Here is a 21,613-nt window from a genome sequence, read left to right as displayed (position 1 = left end):
TCACAGTTCGGCGCGCGGGTAGCGCGCGAAGGTGAGATCGCGGATCACCACCTCGTTCATCCGTGGGTTTTCAAAAATCAGATCGACCCACGCCTTTTCCAGCCGCCGCTCGTTCATCCGCGTATAGGCCAGATCGAATTCGACAGAGCGCGCGCCGTCGCCATGGGGCAGTTCGCGCACCAGCTGCTCCGAATTGGGGCCGTGCTTGATGTTGAGGCGGCAGAACACTTCCAGCTCCCGCTCGCAGTCCAGCTGCATCTCCAGCCGGATGAGATGGTTGAGTTGCAGCCCGCCAAGCGCCGCGTCGGGCAGGTCGAGCACCAGCGACAGGAACGACCCTTCGAACCGCAGCACATCGAGCCGCAGCCCGAACGGCGCGAGCGTTTCGCCCTTCGTATTGCGGATCTGGCGCAGCGTGATCTCGGAGCGCGGGCAGTCATGGAACAGGGTGAGGTCATCGCCAAGCTTGTCGCGGCTTTGCGCCCCCGCGATGCCATGCGGATGCGCCTTCACGCGCCACAGCGGCGGACGCCACGCCCAATCGCTGCCCGACGGTTTGCGCACAGAGCTATCGCCGGGAAAAGCCGTCAGCCGCTGTTCGGTCGCGCGCAGCACCGTGTCGACTTCGTTGCGCAGGGCGCGGGCACGTGCGCGCAGACCGCGAAGCCCCTCCGGATCCAATGCAGGGACCTTGGACGCCGCATCGCGCCAGCGCCGCAAGCTGCGCCGCTCGGCAATCCGTTGCAACAGCGATCCGCCGTTCCGTCCTGCCATGTGCTGCCCTTCTTTCCCGCCTGCCGGTGCCATCTGCGGCATCACAGCAGTTATTCCTTATCATCGGGTTGCGAGAAAGGGGGAATTTCCGCACGAACTCATCGCGTTCCGGGGTTTCGGCCGTGAAGGTGACGATGCGTCGGCTTGGGCGGTCAATTCGCGGCGCGGATCGCGGCGATGAATGTCTCCAGCAATTGCCGCTGCTGGGCATAGCTCATTTCGCCTTCCTTCAGCGGCATCACCGACAGCGCCGTGATCCGCCCGCCAAGGGCCGTGACGCCCCGCAGATAGGTCTTCGCAATCGGCGGTCCGCCCGTGCCGGAGCGGTCCTCGACCCGCAGCAGCAAGGTGCCATTCGAGATTTCGGTGCCCTTGATCGTGACGTCAGCGGCTTCGCCCGAGCGCGACAGCGCCGCGCGCCCGATTTCGGAATGGAAGAAATCACCGATTTTCTTGAGCCGGTCCTGCGACAGCTTGCCGGAGCCATCCTCCAAGGCGGGCGGCCCGACCGTGACGCTCAGCAGCGCGGGCTCGGGCGCGTGGGCATCCTCGGCATTGCCGGAGATCGCCGCGCAATTGCCAAAGAGCGCGAAGCCCCCCGCGCCGGAATTGCGCAGGCTTTTCGGATCGATGCACCAGCCTTTCGGCGCCGCCACCGTCAACGCGCCATTGGCCAGCGTGGTGCGGGCCTTCGCGACCTGCGCCGTGCCGAATGACGTCGGCTGGCAGGCGGCCAGCAAACCGGTCATCCCCAGTGCGAAGGCGAGGGGTTTCAAAAGACGTGACGAGCGGTGTCCGACAGCAGAAATCATGCGCTTGGAGATAGCCTCAGCGCCCTCATCGCGCAAGTCTGCCGGGTTTCGCCGCATTGCGGCTGCGCGAGGTTCAGCCCAATGCGATCCGGCGCGCCGCGGCCGCGCCGTCATCCGGATCGTGGCTGACCATGAGGCACGGGATACGCTCAGCCTCAAGATGCTGCAGCGTGAAACTGCGGATCTCGGCCCGCAACTCCGCATCGAGCGCGGCGAAGGGTTCGTCGATAAGCACCGCACGGGGTCGCGCCAGCAGCGTGCGCATCAACGCCGCGCGGGTGCGCTGCCCGCCCGATAGCGTCGCCGGGTCGCGATCCGCCATGCCCGCAAGCCCGGCCTGTTCCAGCGCGGCCTCCACCGCCGCGTGCCGGGCGACCTTGCCCTTCACCTGCGCCGACAGACCGAAGGCCAGATTGTCGCCGACCGAGAGATGTGGGAACAGCTGCGCCTGCTGGAACAGCATCCCGATGCCGCGCCTCTCAGCGGGGAGCTGCGTGACGCTTTCGCCATCGAGCCGGACATCCCCCGAAGCCGTGAACCCCCGCGGCAGATGGCCCCCGATATGGGCGAGCAGGCTCGACTTGCCGATCCCGGAGGGCCCCATCAGGCAGACGGTCTCTCCGGGCGCCACGACCAGCGACAGCGGAGCGAAGAGCGGCGCGGAGGCGTCGGACGCGGTCAGGCTCAGATCGATCAGTTCCAGGCTCATGCCACTCCTCCGCGCAAGCCGCGCCGGTTGCGGTGCCACCATGCCGGGACCGCGAGCGCCAGCGCGAAACCTACCCATGGCAGCGCCGCCTGCATCAGCGCAAGGATCGCGGCCAGCCGCCGGTCCGCCCCCGAGGCCAGCGCCACGGCTTCAGTCGCCAGCGCCTGAACGCGCCCCGCGCCGGGCAGCAGAACGGCCAGATATTGCGCGACCGACACCGCGACCCCGATCGCCGCCGCCGCACAGATCGGACCCAGCAGCATCGGCAGCTTGATCCGCAGAAGGCGCCGCGTCGGCCCGGCCCCGAGGCTCGCCGCACTGGCGAGATGCGCCCGGTCGAGCGCGCGCCACGGCCCGGCCAGCGCGATCATTACATAGGGAAAGACGAAGAGCAGTTCGGCCCATGTCACCGCGACCGGCCCCGGCGGCAGACCGAGCCAGAGAAACCCGGTGGTCAGCCCCTGCAGAAACCCGATCTGCGGCAGCAGAAGCGGCAGGACGATCAGCGCGCCTAGCGGCAGGCGCTTGCCGGAGCGGTCCTCGCTTTCCAGCCAGAGCATTGCGAGGATCAGCGCCAGCGCCGTCGAGACAAGCGCAAGGGTCAGGCTGGTCAGCGCAGGCCCCGCCCAATCGGCGCTGGCCCAGCGTTTGAGGGTGAGGTCGGCGGGCAGCGCATCGGGAAAACGCCAGAAGCTCGCTAGGCTCCACAGGACCAGGGCGCCCAGCGATCCGATCGCGAGGGCGCCGCCCGCGCCGATCAAACCAGCGCCGCTCCAGTTCCGCCGCGACACGCCGCGATGCCCCTTCCGGATCAGCGCCTTGCCGAGTCGCGCCACCGCGCGCTCGCCAACCATCCATAGCGCCGCACTCGCCCCCATCACGGCCAGCAAGATCACCGCCAGCGCCGAGGCGGGCACCGCCTGCGCGGGATCGGGCGCGCCGTAGAGCCGCAGAATGCGCACCGCCAGCGTCGGCGGGTTCGACGGCCCGAGGATCAGCGCCATGTCGACGACCGACAGCGAGAAGGCCAGCACGATCAGCACCGGCAGGCGCAGCGCCGGGTAAAGCTGCGGCCAGACAATCCGAGCCCAGACGCGGCCCGGCGCATAGCCAAGCGCGCGCCCCGCCGCCATCTGCTCGGCAACCGGGCGCTGCGCGGCGGCCACCAGCGTCATCAGCGTCAGGAACGGTACCTCTTTCAGCATCAGCCCGAGGATCAGCGACAGCCCCCACGGATCGCCCAGCGTCACGATCTGCGGCGGCAGATCCCAGCCGGTCGCCCAGGGCGAGATCAGCCGCGCGGCCCAGCCCGAGGGCGCGATCAGAAAGGCCAGCCCGATCGCCAGCGCCGCATGGGGCACTGCCAGCAGCGGCGTCAGCCAGCGCGACGCCGATTGCCGCGTCACCAGCCAGCGCGCCAGCGGGATCGAGGCCACGAGCGACAGCATCGCCGCCCCTAGGCCGGTCACCAATGTCAGCCGCAGCGAGGTGAGGATACCCGGCGCGGCCAGAGCCTCGGTGAAGCCCTCCCAGCCCAGATCAACCCGCCCCAGCCCCGGCTGCCAGCCGAAACCGGTCGCCAGCGTCAGCGCCGCGCCGAGCAGCACCGGCGCGCCGATCACCAGCGTCAGGATCGCCCCGGCGAGCCGCATCGGAACCTCACTTCGTGTAGCGCTGCGCCCAGTCCTCGGTGAGCTTGGTCATCCAGCTCGGATGCGGCTCGGGGAGCGTCGGCCCGAGATCGTTCAACGTCGGCAGCGCGGGCGCGGTGGGCAGGTCCGCGAAAGCCGCCTTCGCGTCGGCATCCAGCTTTGCCGGATCGAGCACCGAGAAACTGCCCAGCACGCGGATATCCTGCATATGCGCCTGCGTGGCCGGGTCGAGCAGGAAATTCGCGACCAGCTCCGCCCCCGCCTGATGCGCCGCGTTATAGGGGATCGCGACGTAGGAGATATTCCCGATCGTGCCGCCTTCAGGCACCCAGACGCGGACCGAAGGCGGCAGCACGCCCTGCTCGATCATCGCAGCTGGCGCGGCCGGGTCGAAGAACATTGCGAAATCGACCTCGCCGTCGGCCAGTAATTGCGCTTGCACGCTCTCGTTCTCGGGGAAGGATTTACCCTCGCGCCACATCAATGGGCGCAGCGCGTCATACCATGCCCAGAGCGGCGCGGTTTCCTTGGCATAGGCCTCGTCCGTCACCGGCTGTGACAGCGCCGCCGGATCGGGCGCAAGCTCGACCAAAGCCTGCTTGAGGAAGCTCGCCCCCATGAAATTCGACGGGTTGGGGTGGGTGAAGCGGCCCGGATGCGCCTTCGCCCAGTCCAGAAGCCCTGCCATATCCTTCGGCGGATCGCTCACCCGCTCCGCATCATAGGCAAAGGCGAATTTCGCGAGCCGCCACGGGCTCTCGTACCCTTCCGTCGGGACGGTGAAATCGGTCGTCGCCGCCGAGCCTTCGGACAGGTCGAGATATTTCGCATTGGGCAGATCGGAAACGAACGGCCCATGCAGCAAGCCCGCCTCTTTCATCGCCAGAAAATTCGGCCCGTTGATCCAGATAAGGTCAACCGCGCCGCCGTCATTCTTACCCGCCGCCTTCTCGGCCTGCACGCGCGAGACGGCTTCGGCGGTGTCGGACAGCTTCACCTGCTCGACCGTGACGCCGTATTTCTCCTGCATCTGGTCGGACACCCAATCTATGAACGCATTGGTGCGCGGATCGCCGCCCCAAGCGTTGAAATAAACCGTCTGGCCCTTCGCCTCGGCTTCCGTTTGCGCCCAATCGGCAAAGGCGGGCGCGGCAAGCGGCAGCGCGAGACTCGCGGCAAGAACCGGGGCGGCAAGAAGGTTTCTCATACTCTCTCCGTTCAGGAAAACGCCCGCCAGCCCATCAGCCAGCGGGTTACGGTGGTCACGAAACAAGCGGCAGCGAAGAGGCCCGAGAGGATCGGGAAGGCCTGCGGAAACAGGCAGATCGCCGAGAAGAACAGGATCGTCTCGGCCCCTTCGGTCAGCCCGCCAAGGTAATAGATACCCTTGGTCGGATAGGCTTCAGTGCTCATCCCGCGCTTGGCGGCGATGGAGGCGAAGGCGAGGAAGCTCGATCCGGTGCCGACGAAGGCCGCGATCAGGACGGTCGCGGCCAGCGCGTTGCGCGCAGGATCGGCCAGCGCGAAGCCCACCGGGATCAGCGCGTAGAACAGGAAATCGAGCGCAATATCGAGGAAAGCCCCGCGATCTGTCGGCCCCTTGATCCGCGCGATGGCCCCGTCGAGTCCGTCCGCGATCCGGTTGATGAGGATCAGCGCCAGCGCCAGCCAATAGGCATGGAATGCCAGCGCCGGGATCGCCAGAAGACCCAGTGCGAAGCCCGCCACCGTCACCTGATCGGCGCGGATACCGCGCGCGGCCAGCGCCTCGGCGGGGGGCTGCATCATCGCGCGTTGCAGCGGCAGGAGAGCTGCGTCGATCATCCGCGCCTCCAGGTCATGAAACGCTCGGCGATCCGCAGCGTGCGCGGGTTCACATGGGCCTGCCGCCAGCGCCCGGCGGCGTTTTTCGCGGCCTCGGACCAGCTCGGATAGATATGCGGCGTCGAGAGAATCTTGCCCAAGCCCAGCCCGTGCCGCATCGCCAGCGCGAACTCCGCCAGCACCTCGGCGGCATGTGCCCCGCAGACCGTGGCACCAAGGATCTTGTCGGAGCCTTTCGCGGTGACGATCCGCACGAAGCCCTGCCCCGCCCCTTCGGCGAGCGCGCGGTCGAGATCGCCCAGCGGATAGGTCGTGACCTCGTGATGCACGCCCTCGGACTCAGCTTCCGCAGCTGTCATCCCCACCCGCGCCAGTTCGGGCGAGGTGAAGACCGCATGCGGGATCGGCGCGGCATGAGCCTTGAAGCGCCAGAAGGGCGAGGCCAGCGCATTCGCCGCCGCGATCCAGCCCTGATGGCCTGCGGCATTGGTCAGCTGCAACGGTCCCGCCGCGTCGCCTGCGGCGTAGATATTGGGCATCAGCGTCTCGAGGTAGTCGTTCGTCTCGATCACCTTGTTCGCCGGAATGCCCAGTTTCTCCAGCTCGAAGCCTTCGAGCCGCGCCTTGCGCCCGACCGCGACCAGAAGCGTGTCGAATTCGATCTTCGAGCCGTCCTCCAGTTCCAGCCATTTGCCGCCTTCTTCACCGGACTCGTCACGCCCGAAACGGATCGCCTTCGCGCCGAGCTTCAGGTCGACCCCATCGGTGCGCAAGGCTGCCGCGATGGCATCCGAGGCTTCCGTATCCTCACGGATCAACAGCCGCTCCGCCGCCTCGACCACGGTGACGCCCGCTCCAAGGCGTGCCAACGCCTGCGCGATCTCGCAGCCAATCGGGCCACCGCCGAGGATCACCATCTTCTCGGGCGGTGCGGGCATCGCGGCAAGCGCCTCCCACAGCGTGTCCGAGGTCAGCGGCTCGACCGATCCGATCCCCTCGATCGGCGGGATCACCGGGGCCGCGCCAGTGGCAAGCACCACCCCGCGCGCGGTCAGGCGCTCATCGCCCACACGCACCGTCCACGGGTCTTCCAGCCGCGCATGACCTTCGATCACCTCGACGCCGAGACCTTCATAGCGTTCCACGGAATCATTCGGCTCGATCTGCGCGATCACCTCGGAGATTCGCTGCGTCACCACCGGCCAATCGACCGAGACATCCGCGCGCACGCCCAGCGCCTCGGAACCGCGCGCCACGCCCGCAGCCCGAGCCGAGGCGATCAGCGCCTTCGACGGCACGCAGCCGAAATTCAGGCAATCGCCGCCCATCGGGCCTTCCTGCACCAGCGTCACTTTCGCCTTCGCCTGCGCCGCGACATAGGAGGCCACCAGCCCCGCAGCCCCCGCGCCGATCACGATCAGGTTGCGGTCGAACTTCGCCGGGCGCTCATAGCCGCGATAGGCCCGCTTGCGTGCCCAGACCCGCAGCGCCGCGCGCGCCACCCACGGAAACACCGCCAGCGCCGCAAAGGCACCCAGCAGCCCCGGCGAGACGATCCCCGACAGGCTGTCCAGATCGCCCAGTTGCGCGCCCGCCGCGACATAGACGGCGGTGCCGGGCAGCATTCCGAGCTGCGAGACGGCATAGAATTTCCATACTTTCATCCGGGTCAGCCCGAAGGCGAGGTTGATCACGAAGAACGGCACGACCGGGATCAGCCGCAGCGAGAACAGGTAGAACTCGCCGTCGCGCGCCGCCCCTTTCTCGATCTTCGTGAGCCGCGGGCCAAGCCGCCCGCGCACCCAGTCGCGCATCAGGTAGCGCGCGACCAGAAAGGCCAGCAGCGCCCCGATGGAGGACGCGAACGAGATCAGAACCAACCCCTGCCAGAACCCCAGAAGCGCGGCACCCAGCAGTGTCAGCCAGACCGCGAAGGGCAGCGAAAGCGCCGTCACCACGACGTAAGTGACGAAGAACCCGATGGGCAGCGCCAGCGGATGCGCCTCGCGCCACGCGGCGAGGCTGTCGCGCAGCGCGCGCAGCCGCTCGGGGTCGGGATCGGCCACCAGAAAGGCCGCGATCACCGCCAGAGCGATCAGGCCAAGGAATATCAGAGGTTTGCGCATGGTCCTCCCGTGGGTCACGCCCCAGTGATAGAGGCGATGCGATCTTTCCCCAAGTCGTTTCGCGCGCCGATTTCGTTACGCGCTTTCTCTCGGAGCCGCTATTTGGCACTGTTACGCACAAAACGGAGGCGGGGATGCATTTCATTGCAGTCGATGGCGGAGGCAGCGGGTGCCGGGCGGTATTTGCCGACGGTTCTGGCCGCGTCATCGGGCGTGGCGAATCCGGCCCTGCGAATATCGCCTCGGACTATGACGAGGCGCGCCATCACATCTTCACCGCCATCGAAACCGCGATGGGCACTATCGACGCGCGCGAGATTCGCGCGGTGCTCGGGCTGGCGGGGGCGAACCATGCGCCGGCCGCAGAGGCCTTGGCGGACGAGTTGCCTTTCCCGGCCCGCGTCGTGCAGGACGTGACGACCTCGGTGCGCGGTGCGCTGGGGCCCGAGGACGGGATCGTCGCGGCCATCGGCACGGGTTCGTTCTTCGCGCGGCAGCTGAACGGTCAGCAGCACGCGATCGGCGGCTGGGGCTTACGGCTGGGCGATGAGGGATCGGGCGCGTGGATCGGCCGGGCGCTCGGGATGCGGGCCGGACGTGCGCTCGACGGGTTCTGCCCGGTGACGCCGCTCCTGCGCGAGTTGCTCGAGGAGATGGATGGGCGAAACGGGCTGATCGCTTTCAGCCTCGACGCGACCCCCGCCGATTGGGCGCGGTTTGCGCCGCGTATTCTGCAATCGACCGACCCCGCCGCCGTGGCCGTACGCGAGGCGGCGCAGGCCGAGATCCGCGCGGCGATTGCGCTTTTGCAGCCCGAAGAGCCGCTTCCGGTGACGTGGCTCGGCGGGCTTGGGCAGGGTCTTGCGCTGGGTGACTGGCCGCAGCGGGCCGCGAAAGGCAATGCGCTGGACGGCGCCTTGGCATTGGCGATGGAGGATGCGTTTTGGACAAGCTGATCCTGACGGGCGCGCGCGTTTTCGACGGCACCGCCTTCCATGAAAACCATGCGATCGTGCTGGAACAGGGTCGAATTTCGGCACTCTGCCCGATCGCGGAGATGCCCGAGGGCGAGGTGGTCGAGTTTCCGGGCGGCACGCTCGCGCCCGGTCTCGTCGATCTGCAGGTGAATGGCGGCGGCGGCGTGATGCTCGACGGGCACGCGACGCTCGAGACGCTCTCCACCATCTGCGCCGCGCATACCGCTCTCGGCGCGACCACGATCCTGCCGACGCTGATCACCGATACCCGCGCCGCGACTCAGACGGTGCTGGCGGCAGGCATCGCCGCCGTGACGCGCGTTCCGGGCTTCGGCGGGCTTCATCTGGAAGGCCCGCATCTCGACCCCAAGCGCCCGGGATGCCATCCGCCCGGCTGCATCCGCCCGCTGGACGAAGAGGACATCGAGACGCTGCTCGAGGCGAAGACCGGGTTGCCTGCGCTGATCCTGACGCTCTCGCCTGCCAATGCGACGCCCGAGCAGATCGCGCGGCTGTCCGAGGCCGGGATTGTCGTCAGCCTCGGCCATTCGGAGTGCAGCTTCGCGGAGGCTCAGGAGGCCATCGCGGCGGGCGCGCGGATGGTCACGCATCTCTTCAACGCGATGAGCCAGCTGGGCAGTCGCGAACCCGGCCTTGTCGGTGCGGCGCTGTCGCAGCCGGTCTCCGCGGGGCTGATCGCGGATGGCATCCATGTGCATCCCGAGACGATCCGGCTGGCGCTGGCGGCGAAACGGCAGGGCGAGGTCTTCCTTGTCTCCGACGCGATGGCCTGCGCCGGGTCCGATCTGATGGAATTCGATCTCGCCGGTCGTCGCATCCAGCGGCGCGACGGGGCGCTGCGGCTGGAGGATGGCACGCTTGCCGGGGCCGATCTGTCGCTGCCGCAGGCGGTGCGCTTCATGATCGAGACGGTCGGCGTATCACCGGAACAGGCGCTCGCGATGGCCAGCCGTATCCCGGCCGAGGCAATCGGCGCGCCGGTGGGCCGGATCGCGCCGGGCTTCGCCGGGGACCTGGTGCATTTCGATGACGACTGGCGCCTGACCGAGGTCTGGCAGGGCGGTCAGGCGAAATCCTCCACCGCGTAGCCCTGAATGTAGAGCAGCGCGCTCAGATCGCCGAAGTTGATCCGGATGTCACATTCCGCGGCGACCGAGGGTTTGGCATGCAGCGCGACGCCCGCACCGGCGAGCTTCAGCATCCCCAGATCGTTCGCCCCATCGCCCACGGCCATGACCTGCGCGTGATCCAGTTTCAGCTTTTCCGAAATTTCCAGCAAAGCCTGAACCTTCGCCTCACGCCCGAGGATCGGCTGCGACGGCACGCCCGTCAGCTTGCCATCCTCGACCAGCAGCAGGTTCGCGCGGTTCTCGTCAAACCCGAGCGTCTCCGCCACAAAGCCGGTGAACGCCGTGAACCCGCCCGAGACCAGCGCGCAATAGGCGCCGTTGGCCTTCATCGTCGCCACCAGATCATGCCCGCCCGGCATGAAGCTGATGCGCTTTTCGATCACCTCGGAAATCACGCTCTCGGGCAGACCTTTCAGCAGGCCCACCCGCTCGGTCAGCGCGCCCTCAAAGTCCAGCTCGCCGTTCATCGCCCGCGCGGTGATCTCTTTCACCCGCTCGCCCACGCCCGCGACATCGGCCAGCTCGTCGATGCATTCCTGCTGGATCATCGTCGAGTCCATATCGGCCAGCAGCATCTGCTTGCGCCGCCCCTCGGTGGGCTGCACGACCAGATCGACGCCCAGCCCCTGCAGGCCCTCCCAGGCCTCCCAACGATTCGACGGCACACGGTCCACCATGAACTCGGCCGCGACATTCGGATTGAGCCAACGCGCCGCGCCGCCGCCCCATGCACCGCAAAGCGCATCCAGCGTGCCTTGATCCAGATTGGCCTCTTTCGGGTCAGCGATCAGCGTGGCGGTAAACATGCGCGCTCCTTGGGGAATGTCGGTTCAAATGTCGTATCCGTGACCTGATGCGGCGCATTAGACCAAAAATTCTCCTTGCGCCAGAGCGGGCGCGAGCGTATCTGCGGCGGCGGGACACCCTTCCCCAACGAAGGGCATATATCTGGAAGGATACCAGCAATGGCTATTCAAGCTCCGGCTACGCGGCCGGCAAACCCGCGTTTTTCTTCGGGCCCCTGCACGAAGATCCCCGGTTTCTCCCTCGACATGCTCAATGACGCGCCCCTGGGCCGTTCGCACCGTGCCGCTATCGGCAAGGCGAAGCTGAAAGAGGCGATCGACACCACCCGCGAAATTCTGGGCGTGCCCGCCGATTACCGCATCGGCATCGTGCCCGCCTCCGACACCGGCGCCGTCGAAATGGCGATGTGGTCGCTGTTGGGCGAGCGCAAGGCGACGATGGTCGCTTGGGAAAGCTTCGGTGCAGGCTGGGTGACCGACGTGGTCAAGCAGCTCAAGATCGAGGCCGAGACGAAGACCGCCGACTATGGCGATATCGTCGATTTCTCCACCATCGACTTCAACACCGACGTGGTTTTCACGTGGAACGGCACCACCTCGGGCGTGCGCGTCCCCAATGGCGATGCGATCCCGGCGGACCGTGAAGGCCTGACCATCTGCGACGCCACCTCGGCCGCTTTCGCGATGGACCTGCCGTGGGACAAGCTCGATGTCACCACCTTCTCCTGGCAGAAAGTGCTGGGCGGCGAAGGCGGTCACGGCGTGCTGATCCTGAGCCCCCGCGCTGTCGAGCGGCTGGAGAACTACTCCCCCGCCTGGCCGCTGCCGAAGATCTTCCGCATGACCAAGGGCGGCAAGCTGAATGAGGGCATCTTCAAGGGTGAGACGATCAACACCCCCTCGATGCTCTGCGTCGAAGATTACCTCGTGTCGCTGAATTGGGCGAAATCGGTGGGCGGGCTGAAGGGCCTGATCGACCGCGCCGATGCCAACGCGAAAGTCGTGTGGGACTTCTGCGCCGCGAAGCCGTGGATCGCGAACCTCGCCAATGATCCGGCGACCGCGTCGACCACCTCCGTCTGCGTGAAGTTCACCGACGATCGCATCAAGGATGGCGCAGCCTTCGCCAAAGCCGTCGCCAAGCGGCTCGAGAATGAAGGCGTGGGCCTCGATCTCGGCGCCTATCGCGACGCCCCGGCCGGTCTGCGCATCTGGTGCGGCTCGACCGTCGAGACGGCGGATGTCGAGGCGCTGATGCCTTGGGTCGAATACGCCTTCGAGACCGAGATCGCCGCGCAAGCGTGATCCGTGACAGATTGGCGGGCCTCCGGGCCCGTCCTTTCCCGATATTCTGAAAATTCAAGGAGCCCAGACATGGCCCCCAAGGTTCTCGTCTCCGACAAGCTCTCGGAAACCGCCGTCCAGATCTTCCGCGACCGTGGCATCGAGGTCGATTTCGAACCCTCGCTCGGCAAGGACAAGGAAAAGCTCGCCGAGGTGATCGGCAAGTATGACGGTCTCGCCATCCGCTCGGCCACCAAGGTCACGGCGAAACTGCTCGAAAGCGCAACCAACCTGAAAGTCGTCGGCCGCGCCGGTATCGGCACCGACAATGTCGACAAGGAAGCCTCGAGCAAGAAAGGCGTGATCGTGATGAACACGCCCTTCGGCAACATGATCACCACCGCCGAGCACGCCATCGCGATGATGTTCGCCGTTGCGCGCCAGATCCCCGAAGCCGATGCCTCGACGCAGGCCGGCAAATGGGAGAAGTCGAAATTCATGGGGGTCGAGCTGACCGCCAAGACCCTCGGCGTGATCGGTGCGGGCAATATCGGTGGCATCGTCTGCGACCGTGCGCGCGGCCTGAAGATGAAGGTCGTGGCCTATGATCCCTTCCTGAGCGAAGAGAAGGCGGCCAACATGGGCGTCGAGAAGGTCGAGCTGGACGAACTGCTGCGTCGCGCCGATTTCATCACGCTGCACGTGCCGCTGACGGATTCGACCCGCAACATCCTCTCGAAGGAGAACCTGCAGAAAACCAAGCCCGGTGTGCGCATCATCAACTGTGCGCGTGGCGGTCTGGTCGACGAGCAGGCGCTGGCCGATCTCATCAAGTCGGGCCATGTCGCGGGCGCGGCCTTCGACGTGTTCGCCGAGGAACCGGCGACCGATAACGTCCTGTTCGGCCTGCCGAACGTGGTCTGCACGCCCCACCTCGGCGCCTCGACCACCGAAGCGCAGGAAAACGTCGCCCTGCAAGTCGCAGAGCAGATGTCGAACTACCTGCTGGACGGGGCGGTCGAAAACGCGCTCAACATGCCCTCGATGACCGCCGAAGAGGCGAAAGTCATGGGCCCGTGGGTCCGTCTCGCGCAGCACCTCGGCGGCTTCATCGGCCAGATGACCGAAGATGCGATCAAGGCGATCAACATCACCTTCGACGGTGTGGCGTCCGAGATGAACCTCAAGGCGCTCGACGCCGCCGTGGTTTCGGGCATCCTGAAAGCCAGCCAGCCGGACGTGAACATGGTCTCCGCCCCGGTCATCGCGAAAGAGCGCGGCATCCAGATCTCGACCACCTCGCAGGACCAGACCGGTATCTTCGAAGGCTACATCAAGGTCACCGTCGTCTCGGAGAGCAAGGAACGCTCGATCGCGGGCACCGTGTTCTCGGATGGCAAGCCGCGCTTCATCCAGATCAAGGGCATCAACATCGACGCCGAAGTGGGCGAGCACATGCTCTACACCACCAATGACGACGTGCCCGGCATCATCGGTAAACTCGGCACGATCCTCGGCGAGAAGGGCGTGAACCTCGCGAACTTCACCCTGGGTCGCTCCAAGCAAGGCGGCGAGGCGATCGCGATTGCCTATGTCGACGAGGCCGTCGGCCAGGACGTGGTCGACGCGCTGAAAACCTCGGGTGGCTTCAAGCAGGTCAAACCGCTGGAATTCGTCCTCGGCTGACTTAGCTGAACGGTTGAATCCGGGCCCTCCGCCGCGCGCGGGGGGCCTTTTCATTGGAAGGGACAGGCATGCGCACCTATGCGATCGGCGACATTCACGGACATCTCGACAAGCTCAAGCGCGCGCATGAGCTGATCGAAGCGGATCGCGCGGCATGCGGCGAGACCGAGGCCCCGATCGTGCATGTCGGCGATCTGGTGGATCGCGGGCCGGACTCTGCCGGTGTGATCGACTACCTGATGAAAGGTCAGCAGCGCGGCGAGAACTGGATCGTGCTGCGCGGCAATCACGACAGGATGTTCCTCGGCTTCCTCGACGATCCCTATACCGAAGATCCGATCCTGAGCGCGGAGGTCTCCTATCTCAATCCCCGCGTCGGCGGCGAGGCAACGCTGGAAAGCTACGGCATCTCCGACGCGTTCACCCGCCCGCTCGACGAGGTCGCAAAGGAACTATCCGCGATCCCGCAGGCCCATCGCGACTGGCTCGCGGGACAGCCCGCCTATTTCCCCCGCGGCGAGGCGATCTTCGTTCATGCGGGCATCCGCCCCGGCGTGGCGATGGAGGATCAGGTGGAGGATGACCTGCTGTGGATCCGCAAACCCTTCCTGACCGACAGCCGCGACCACGGGGCGCTGATCGTGCACGGCCATACAAACATCAAGGCGGCCACCCATTACGGTAACCGCCTCAATCTCGATTCCGGTGCGGGCTATGGCCACCCGCTCTCGACCGCAGTCATCGAAGGCCGCGACGCGTGGCTTCTGACGCCCGAGGGCCGGGCCGAACTGCCACGCGGCTGAGCATCAACGCGGCTCGAAATAGTCGAGCGGGATCTTCAGGTAGGACCGCCCGTCCCCCTCGGCCTCGGGCTTGCGCCCGCCACGGATATTCACCTGCAACGCGGCCAGCATCAGCTTCGGCAGCGGCAGGGTCGCATCACGCGCTTCACGCGTCTTGATGTACTCCTCACGGGTGATGCCGTCCTTGACGTGCTTGTTGTGCTTGCGGTGATCGGCGACGGTCGCGCCGGTCTGCGGCTCCTTGCCTTCGCCGGGATAGTCGTGCCCGATGAACAGCCGCGTCTCGGCGGGCAGATCGAGGATCGCCCGGATCGAATCCCACAGCTCGGCCGCGGAGCCGCCCGGGAAATCCGCCCGGCTCGTACCGCTTTCAGGCTGCATCAGCGTATCATGCACGAAGGCCGCATCGCCCACGACATAGGTGATCGAAGCCAGCGTATGCCCGGTCGAGAGCATCACCGTCACATCGAGATTGCCGATCCTGAACGTCTCGCCCTCGGCGAACAGGTGATCCCATTGCCGCCCGTCCTGCGGCAGCTCGGGCGTGTTGTAGATCTCGGCCCAGAGGCTTTGCACCTTGCGCACGCGCTCGCCGATGCCGCGCTTGGCGCCCAGTTTCTCGGCCAGCCAGACGGCGGAAGAAAAGTGGTCGGCATGGGGATGCGTATCGAGCACCCACTCCACGTCGATCCCCTCGGCCTTCACGTAATCTAGGATCTTCTCGGCGTTGCCCAGCGTCGTGGCAGCGGCCTGATGGTCGTAATCCCAGACCGGATCGACCACGGCCCCCTTCATCGTATCGGAGTCGTGAAAGACGTATTGCCAGCTTCCGGTGGGTTTATCCCAGAACCCTTTGACGATCGGGTTGGCAGTCATGTCGGCCTCCTAGTCATATTCGTTTTCTAGAATGTGTCCCCTTGGCCGAGAGTTTCAACCCACCGCCCGGCCAAATGACGTCTCGTCATAACCGCGTGGCCCTGCTGGCGCGGGTTCAGCCCATTCGCTACCCTCTCGCCGACCCAAACATTGGAGGCTACCCATGACCGGTATCGTCATTCTCTCCGGCACCCGCACGCCTATCGGCACGTTCGGCGGCACGCTGTCCGGCTTTGCGCCGATCGACCTCGCCACCCATGTCTCGAAAGAGGCGATCTCGCGGGCGGGCGTGTCGGCGGACAAGATCGGTCAGGTGGTCTTCGGCCATATCATCAACACCGAACCGCGCGACATGTATCTCAGCCGCGTGGCGGCGGTGAATGCAGGCGTCCCGGTCGGCACGCCCGCGATGAACGTGAACCGCCTTTGCGGCTCCGGCGTTCAGGCGGTCGTCTCGGCGGCGCAGATGCTGATGATGGGTGACGCAGATTTCGCGCTGGCCGGCGGCGCCGAGGTGATGAGCAAATCGCCCTATATCCTGCCCGCCGCCCGCTTCGGTCAGAAGATGGGCGACGCGAAGATGCTCGACATGATGACCGGCGCGCTGTCGTGCCCCTTCGGCACCGGCCATATGGGCGTGACCGCCGAGAACGTCGCCGCCGAGTGTTCGATTTCGCGCGAAGAGCAGGACGCCTTCGCGATGGAAAGCCAGGAGCGCGCGGCGAAAGCGATCTCTGAGGGTCACTTCAAGGAAGAGATCGCCCCCGTCGAGATCACCACGCGCAAGGGCACGACCGTCTTCGACACCGACGAGCATCCGAAACAGACGAGCCTCGAGAAGCTCGGCTCGCTCAAGCCGGTCTTCCAGAAGGACGGCTCGGTCACGGCGGGCAACGCCTCGGGCATCAATGATGGTGCTGCAGCGCTGGTTCTGGCCCGCGAAGAGGCCGCGAAAGAGGCGGGCCTGACCCCGCGCGCCAAGATCACCGGCTACGCCATCGCGGGCGTGCGCCCCGAGGTGATGGGCCTCGGGCCGATCCCCGCCGTGCGCGCGCTGCTGGAAAAGACCGGCATGCAGGCCTCCGATTTCGACTGGATCGAGAGCAACGAAGCCTTCGCCTCGCAGGCGCTGGCCGTTTCGCGCGAGCTGGGTCTGGATGCGTCGAAGGTGAACCCCGATGGCGGCGCGATCGCGCTTGGCCATCCGGTCGGCGCCACCGGCGCGATCCTGATCGTGAAGGCACTGCACGCGCTGGAGCGCACCGGCGGCAAGCACGGCCTCGTCACCATGTGCATCGGTGGCGGCCAAGGCATCGCGCTCTCGATCGAGCGTCTCTGAGACCCGATCTTTGAGGGTCAAGCGGGCGGGCAATCCATAGCAATTTAAGGATTTTCCCGCCCGCCCCTCATCGCGGTTAACCCGCCTTTCACGTAGCACTGCAACTCTGCCTCCCGGACCATACGGGGGGCTTTGCCGCGTCCATGCACAAGGCGATCGCAGAGAAACTGGCACAGGAACGCCGCGGACGGCTCGCGGCGGAAAAGCTGTTGGAGCAGAAGCGCCAGGAGCTGTTCGCCGCCAACCAGAAGCTGGCCCAGCACGCGCGCATGCTCTCCGATCAGGTGGTGGAGCAGCGCGAGGGCCTCGCCCGGGCGCTCAGCGAACGTGAAACCCTGCTGGGCGAAAACAGTCGCGTGCGCGACGATCTCGAACGGGCCAATTCACTCGCCCAGATCGCGCAGGCGCGGCTCTGGCATGCGGTCAATTCGATCTCGGACGGCTTCGCGGTCTTCGACAGCGACCTGCGCCTCGTCGCCGCCAACGAACTGTTTCTGGCCTTTTTCGAAGGAGAAATCGCGATCGGCCCCGGCGTTTCCTATGACGAGGTGACGCGCATCGCGGCAGAGAGCGGCTTCTTCGACCTGCAGGGACGCGACCCGCTCGATTGGCATTTCGAGATGTGCGAACGCATCCGCCGCACCGAGATCCCCCCGATGGAGCTGCGCACGCAGGATGGCCGCTGGTTCCGGCTCAACGACACATGGGGCGCGCAGGGCGATCTCGTCACCTTCGCGCAGGACATTACCGGCGCCGTCGCGCGCGAGGTCGAACTGCGCGAGGCCCGCGACCGGGCGGAGGCGGCGAACCGCGCGAAATCCGCCTTCCTCGCCAATATGAGCCACGAGATCCGCACCCCGATGAACGGCGTCGTGGGCATGGCAGACCTGCTGGCCGAGACCGATCTGACCGAGGAACAGCGCCTGTTCGCCGAGACCATCCGGTCGTCGGGCGAGGCGCTTCTGACCATCATCAACGACGTGCTGGATTACTCGAAGATCGAGGCGGAGCGGATGCGGCTTTACCCCGAACCCTTCGATCTCGAACGCTGCCTGCACGAGGTCATGGTGCTGCTGCAGCCCTCCGCCAAGGATCGCGAGGTGAAGCTGCTGGTGGATTACGACCTGTTCCTGCCCACGCGCTTCGAAGCCGATCCGGGGCGAATGCGGCAGATCCTGACCAACCTTCTGGGCAATGCGGTGAAATTCACCGATGCTGGCCACGTCCTCGCCCGCGTCGTGGGGGTCGAACGCGAGCCCGGTCACTACGAGCTGCATATCACCGTCGAAGACACCGGCATCGGCATCGCGCCCGAGCTGCTCGATCACGTCTTCGGCGAGTTCAATCAGGTCGACGCCGAGACCAATCGCAAATTCGAAGGCACCGGCCTCGGCCTCGCGATCACCCGCCAACTGGTGGAGCTGATGGGCGGCGAGGTCTGGGTGGACAGCGCGCTTGGCGAAGGCTCGTGTTTCGGCCTGAAGATCGTACTGCCCCGCGCCGAACCGGTCGAGCCGATCGACGCCCCCTCCCCGCCGATCACGCTGCGCGCGGCGCTGGTCGTCGACGATCTTCTGGTCAATCGCGTCATTCTGGAACGGCAGTTGCAGACCTACGGGCTGGAGGTCACGCTTTGCCGCTCGGGCGAGGAGGCGTTGCAGGTGATCGAGGATGGCAGCGCCTTCGACGTGATCCTGACCGATCACCAAATGCCCGCCCTCGACGGGGTGGCGCTCGCGCAGAGGCTTCGGGCGGATGGCGGTGACGTGCCGATCCTGCTGCTCAGTTCCGACCCGGAGGCTGCGAAGGCCGCGATGGCCGAGGGTATCACCGGCTGCCTGCAAAAACCGGTGCTGCGCTCGGAGCTGTTCCGCGCATTGCAGGACCTGTCGCGGGCCGCCGATGCCACGCCTGATCCACCGCCCCCCGGCCCGCCGCCAGACCTGACCGAGCGGCGCGCGATGCGCGTCCTCGCCGCCGAGGATAACCGCACCAATCAGCTGGTCTTTTCCAAGATGGTGAAGGATCTCGATATCGATCTGCGCTTCGCCAATAACGGACACGAGGCGGTCGCGCTGTGGCGCAGCTTCCAGCCCGATCTGATCTTCATGGATATCTCGATGCCCGGCATGGACGGGCGCGAGGCGGCGCGCAAAATCCGGGCCGCGGAAGGCTCCGCACATGTGCCGATCTGCGCGCTTACCGCCCACGCGATGGAGGGCGATAGCGAAGGCATCCTCGCCGCCGGGATCGACCACTACCTGACCAAGCCCCTGAAAAAGCGTGAGATTACCGAACGCATCCTGTCGGACTGCCCCGCAGAGGCGCGCCCACCCGCGATCGACCAGCCCGCTTAGCGGTAGTCGGCCAGCACCGCGAGGAACGCCTCGGCAAAGCGGTCGAGCTTCGCCTCGGGCAGGTTCGAAATCCGGGCGAGGTCATCGCGCGAGCGCGGCTTCGTCTCAGCGATCTTGCGGATCGTCGAGGCCGAGCAGGAGAGCGGGCGATCATAACCATCCGCGCCGCGTTCCAAACCCCGCTGCGCGTCGGCCAGACGATCGTAAATCTCCCCCTCGGTCGAGCCTGCCAGCTTGCGGCGCAGCGGGTGCATCTCTTCCACCGCGCCCGCGATCACCTCCAGAAACTCGGTGCCATAGCTTTCCAGCTTCTTGGCACCGACACCGCTGATCCCCGCCATCTCGTCGAGCGTTCCGGGGCGTTTCTCGGCCATCTCGATCAGGGTGCGGTCGGTGAAGACGACATAGGCGGGCACGCCCTGCGCCTCGGCCAGCGCGCGTCGCTTCGCCTTCAGCGCCGACAGCAGCGGCGCGTCGTCGTCGCTCACCAGCGTCCGCACGACATGCTTGGTCTTCGCCTTCGCCACCAGATCGCGGCGCAGGGTGATCGACTGCTCGCCGCGCAGGATCGGATGGGCGGTCTGGGTCATCACCAGCGCGCCGTGCCGCGCCGCGTCGGGGCGGATCAGGTCATGCCCCATCATCTGCCGGAACACCGCCTGCCATTGCGGACGGCTCAGATCGCGCCCGACCCCGTAGGTCGGCAGCTTGTCATGGCCCCATTGCTTGATCTTGTCGGTCTGCGAGCCCAGTAGGATCTCGATCAGATGCCCCGCGCCGAAGCGTTCTTCCGAGCGCAGCGCGGCGGACAGCGCCTTACGCACGGCCTCTGTCCCGTCGAAGACCTCGGGCGGCGTGTCGCACAGATCGCAATGCCCGCAGGGCGCGGCCTCTTCGCCGAAATAGCGCAGCAGCTTCACCCGGCGGCATTCAGTCGCCTCGGCCAGACCCAGCAGCGCGTTCAGACGTCCGTGATCGGCCTCCTTGCGCTCGGGCGGGGCGAGCCCCTCGTCGATCTGGGACCGCCGCAGCTTGATGTCGTCGGGCCCGTAAAGCGTTAGCGTCTCGGCGGCAGCGCCATCCCGGCCCGCGCGACCGATCTCCTGATAGTAAGCCTCGATGCTCTTGGGCAGATCGGCATGGGCGACCCAGCGGATATCGGGCTTGTCGACGCCCATCCCGAAGGCCACCGTCGCGACCACGATCAGCCCGTCTTCCTGCTGAAAGCGGGTCTCGACGGCGCGGCGGTCATCGGCCTCCATCCCGCCGTGATAGTGACAGGCCAGATGCCCGGCCTCACTCAGCGCCTTGGCCAAACTCTCGGTCTTCGCCCGCGTGCCGCAATAGACGATGCCGGATTGCCCTTTGCGCGCCGAGGCGAAACGCAAAATCTGTTGGCGCGGTTGATCTTTCGGGGAAAAGGCGAGGTGAATATTCGGCCGGTCGAAGCCACGCAGGAAGCTCTCGGGGGGCTGCCCGTCGAACAAGCGTGTGACGATCTCGGTGCGGGTTTCTTCGTCGGCGGTCGCGGTGAAGGCCGCGAGCGGGACGCCGAGGCTGCGGCGCAACTCGCCGATGCGCAGGTAGTCGGGGCGGAAATCATGCCCCCATTGGCTGACGCAATGCGCCTCGTCCACCGCGATCAGGCTGACGCCCGCGCGCTTCAGCAGATGCTGAGCCCCGCCCGAGGCCAGACGCTCCGGCGCCATGTAGAGAAGCTTCAGCCGCCCCTCGTCGATCGCGGTGAAGACCTCTTCGGTCTCTTCTTCGGTATTGCCCGAGGTCAGCGCGCCCGCCTCGACGCCGGCCTGTTTCAGCGCGCGCACCTGATCGCGCATCAGCGCGATCAGCGGCGAGATCACCACCGTCACGCCCTCGCGCGCCAGTGCAGGCAATTGATAACACAGGGATTTCCCGCCACCTGTCGGCATGATCGCCAGCACGTTCCGGCCGTCGATCACCGCGCGCACGATCTCTTCCTGACCGGGCCGGAAGGCGTCGAACCCCCAGACCCGCGCCAGTAGCTCTGCGGGTGCCTCGGCTGCCGCAGCCGCTGGCATCAGAAGCTGTTGCCGTAGAAGAAGGCCGCGTTGTTGAACAGCGCCTGACGGATGATGATCAGGATGATGAAGGCCACCAGCGGCGCCAGATCGAGCCCGCCCGTGTCGGGCAGGAAGCGCCGGATGCGCCCGTAGATCGGCTCCAGCAGGTTGTTCAGGCCGAACCAGATTTGCGCCACCAAGGGTTGGCGCAGGTTCAGCACCTGAAAATTGATCAGCCAGCTCATGATGATATGGGCGATCATGACGAACCAGATGACGTTCAGGATCAGCACCAGGGCCTGAAAGAGCGTGACCATCGAAACCTCCGCTTTGGATCGCAAAGACAGGTAAGCGAGGCGCAGCCCCATTGCAACCGCAGGCTGGCGCGCATTTTC

The 21,613-nt window shown here is 66.3% G+C and carries 18 protein-coding genes; 7 read left to right on the top strand and 11 right to left on the bottom strand.

The genetic code is table 11. The features are described from left to right. The 7 genes from AKL02_RS00985 to AKL02_RS00955 all read right to left on the bottom strand — a co-directional run bounded on the left by AKL02_RS00985 (position 1) and on the right by AKL02_RS00955 (position 7,897). A complete protein-coding gene (locus AKL02_RS00985) occupies positions 1-774 on the bottom strand; it encodes a DUF6478 family protein (protein WP_078602502.1) in 774 nt (257 codons plus the stop codon). Positions 775-926: 152 nt separating this feature from the next. Then, a complete protein-coding gene (locus AKL02_RS00980; protein ID WP_078602276.1) occupies positions 927-1,523 on the bottom strand; it encodes a hypothetical protein in 597 nt (198 codons plus the stop codon). A gap of 136 nt (positions 1,524-1,659) precedes the next feature. Then, on the bottom strand, positions 1,660-2,295 hold the full coding sequence (locus AKL02_RS00975; protein ID WP_083076307.1) for an ABC transporter ATP-binding protein: 636 nt from the start codon (positions 2,293-2,295) through the stop codon (positions 1,660-1,662). Continuing rightward, complete coding sequence (locus tag AKL02_RS00970) at positions 2,292-3,947, bottom strand: ABC transporter permease (protein WP_083076311.1); 1,656 nt, start codon at positions 3,945-3,947, stop codon at positions 2,292-2,294. The genes AKL02_RS00975 and AKL02_RS00970 overlap by 4 nt, the downstream gene beginning before the upstream one ends. A gap of 7 nt (positions 3,948-3,954) precedes the next feature. Beyond that, positions 3,955-5,154, bottom strand: a complete 1,200-nt coding sequence (locus AKL02_RS00965; RefSeq protein WP_083076314.1) for an ABC transporter substrate-binding protein — start codon at positions 5,152-5,154, stop codon at positions 3,955-3,957. An 11-nt stretch (positions 5,155-5,165) separates the two neighbouring features. Then, a complete protein-coding gene (locus tag AKL02_RS00960; protein WP_083076317.1) occupies positions 5,166-5,771 on the bottom strand; it encodes a CDP-alcohol phosphatidyltransferase family protein in 606 nt (201 codons plus the stop codon). Beyond that, entirely contained in the window at positions 5,768-7,897 is a 2,130-nt protein-coding gene (locus tag AKL02_RS00955) for a dihydrolipoyl dehydrogenase family protein (RefSeq protein WP_083076320.1), read from the bottom strand. The genes AKL02_RS00960 and AKL02_RS00955 overlap by 4 nt, the downstream gene beginning before the upstream one ends. 134 nt (positions 7,898-8,031) lie before the next feature. Here AKL02_RS00955 and AKL02_RS00950 point away from each other — a divergent pair, with 134 nt between their 5' ends. Both AKL02_RS00950 and nagA read left to right on the top strand, forming a co-directional pair. Continuing rightward, positions 8,032-8,853 carry a glucosamine kinase nucleotide-binding domain-containing protein gene (locus AKL02_RS00950; protein ID WP_083076324.1) on the top strand — a complete coding sequence of 274 codons (822 nt, stop codon included), beginning with the start codon at positions 8,032-8,034 and terminating at the stop codon, positions 8,851-8,853. Next, positions 8,841-9,983 carry an N-acetylglucosamine-6-phosphate deacetylase gene (nagA, locus tag AKL02_RS00945; RefSeq protein ID WP_083076327.1) on the top strand — a complete coding sequence of 381 codons (1,143 nt, stop codon included), beginning with the start codon at positions 8,841-8,843 and terminating at the stop codon, positions 9,981-9,983. The genes AKL02_RS00950 and nagA overlap by 13 nt, the downstream gene beginning before the upstream one ends. Here nagA and serB read toward each other — a convergent pair. Continuing rightward, positions 9,959-10,831 (bottom strand): phosphoserine phosphatase SerB, encoded by an 873-nt coding sequence (gene serB, locus AKL02_RS00940; protein ID WP_078522307.1) that lies wholly within the window; start codon positions 10,829-10,831, stop codon positions 9,959-9,961. The two genes, nagA and serB, sit on opposite strands and share 25 nt — an antisense overlap. A 159-nt stretch (positions 10,832-10,990) precedes the next feature. On the opposite strand from serB, the gene AKL02_RS00935 reads away from it, so the two are divergent. From AKL02_RS00935 to AKL02_RS00925, 3 genes are all read left to right on the top strand, one after another. Continuing rightward, positions 10,991-12,136, top strand: coding sequence for a phosphoserine transaminase (locus AKL02_RS00935; RefSeq protein WP_083076330.1), 1,146 nt, complete (start codon positions 10,991-10,993; stop codon positions 12,134-12,136). Between the two features lie 69 nt (positions 12,137-12,205). Beyond that, positions 12,206-13,801 (top strand): phosphoglycerate dehydrogenase, encoded by a 1,596-nt coding sequence (serA, locus tag AKL02_RS00930; RefSeq protein ID WP_083076333.1) that lies wholly within the window; start codon positions 12,206-12,208, stop codon positions 13,799-13,801. A 68-nt stretch (positions 13,802-13,869) separates the two neighbouring features. Then, complete coding sequence (locus AKL02_RS00925) at positions 13,870-14,604, top strand: metallophosphoesterase family protein (protein ID WP_083076337.1); 735 nt, start codon at positions 13,870-13,872, stop codon at positions 14,602-14,604. A gap of 3 nt (positions 14,605-14,607) precedes the next feature. Here AKL02_RS00925 and AKL02_RS00920 read toward each other — a convergent pair whose 3' ends face one another. Further along, positions 14,608-15,480, bottom strand: a complete 873-nt coding sequence (locus tag AKL02_RS00920; protein ID WP_083076341.1) for an MBL fold metallo-hydrolase — start codon at positions 15,478-15,480, stop codon at positions 14,608-14,610. A gap of 163 nt (positions 15,481-15,643) precedes the next feature. On the opposite strand from AKL02_RS00920, the gene AKL02_RS00915 reads away from it, so the two are divergent. Then, a complete protein-coding gene (locus AKL02_RS00915) occupies positions 15,644-16,819 on the top strand; it encodes an acetyl-CoA C-acyltransferase family protein (RefSeq protein WP_078570753.1) in 1,176 nt (391 codons plus the stop codon). A gap of 143 nt (positions 16,820-16,962) precedes the next feature. Continuing rightward, positions 16,963-19,176: a response regulator gene (locus tag AKL02_RS00910; RefSeq protein WP_083076344.1), complete on the top strand. Its 2,214-nt coding sequence runs from the start codon at positions 16,963-16,965 to the stop codon at positions 19,174-19,176. On the opposite strand, the gene recQ is transcribed toward AKL02_RS00910, so the two are convergent. Together recQ and AKL02_RS21030 are read right to left on the bottom strand one after the other, a co-directional pair. After that, positions 19,173-21,236 (bottom strand): DNA helicase RecQ, encoded by a 2,064-nt coding sequence (gene recQ / locus AKL02_RS00905; protein WP_083076348.1) that lies wholly within the window; start codon positions 21,234-21,236, stop codon positions 19,173-19,175. The two genes, AKL02_RS00910 and recQ, sit on opposite strands and share 4 nt — an antisense overlap. Continuing rightward, the gene (locus tag AKL02_RS21030; protein WP_075775346.1) at positions 21,236-21,535 is read right to left on the bottom strand and encodes a YggT family protein; all 300 of its coding nucleotides are present in this window, start codon (positions 21,533-21,535) and stop codon (positions 21,236-21,238) included. The genes recQ and AKL02_RS21030 overlap by 1 nt, the downstream gene beginning before the upstream one ends. Positions 21,536-21,613: the final 78 nt, after the last annotated feature.

The organism is Thioclava electrotropha, from assembly GCF_002085925.2.
In the GTDB taxonomy this organism is placed as follows: Bacteria; Pseudomonadota; Alphaproteobacteria; order Rhodobacterales; family Rhodobacteraceae; genus Thioclava; species Thioclava electrotropha.
The sequence above is the reverse complement of the archived record's forward strand: the minus strand, read 5'-3'. Positions and strand labels throughout refer to the sequence as shown.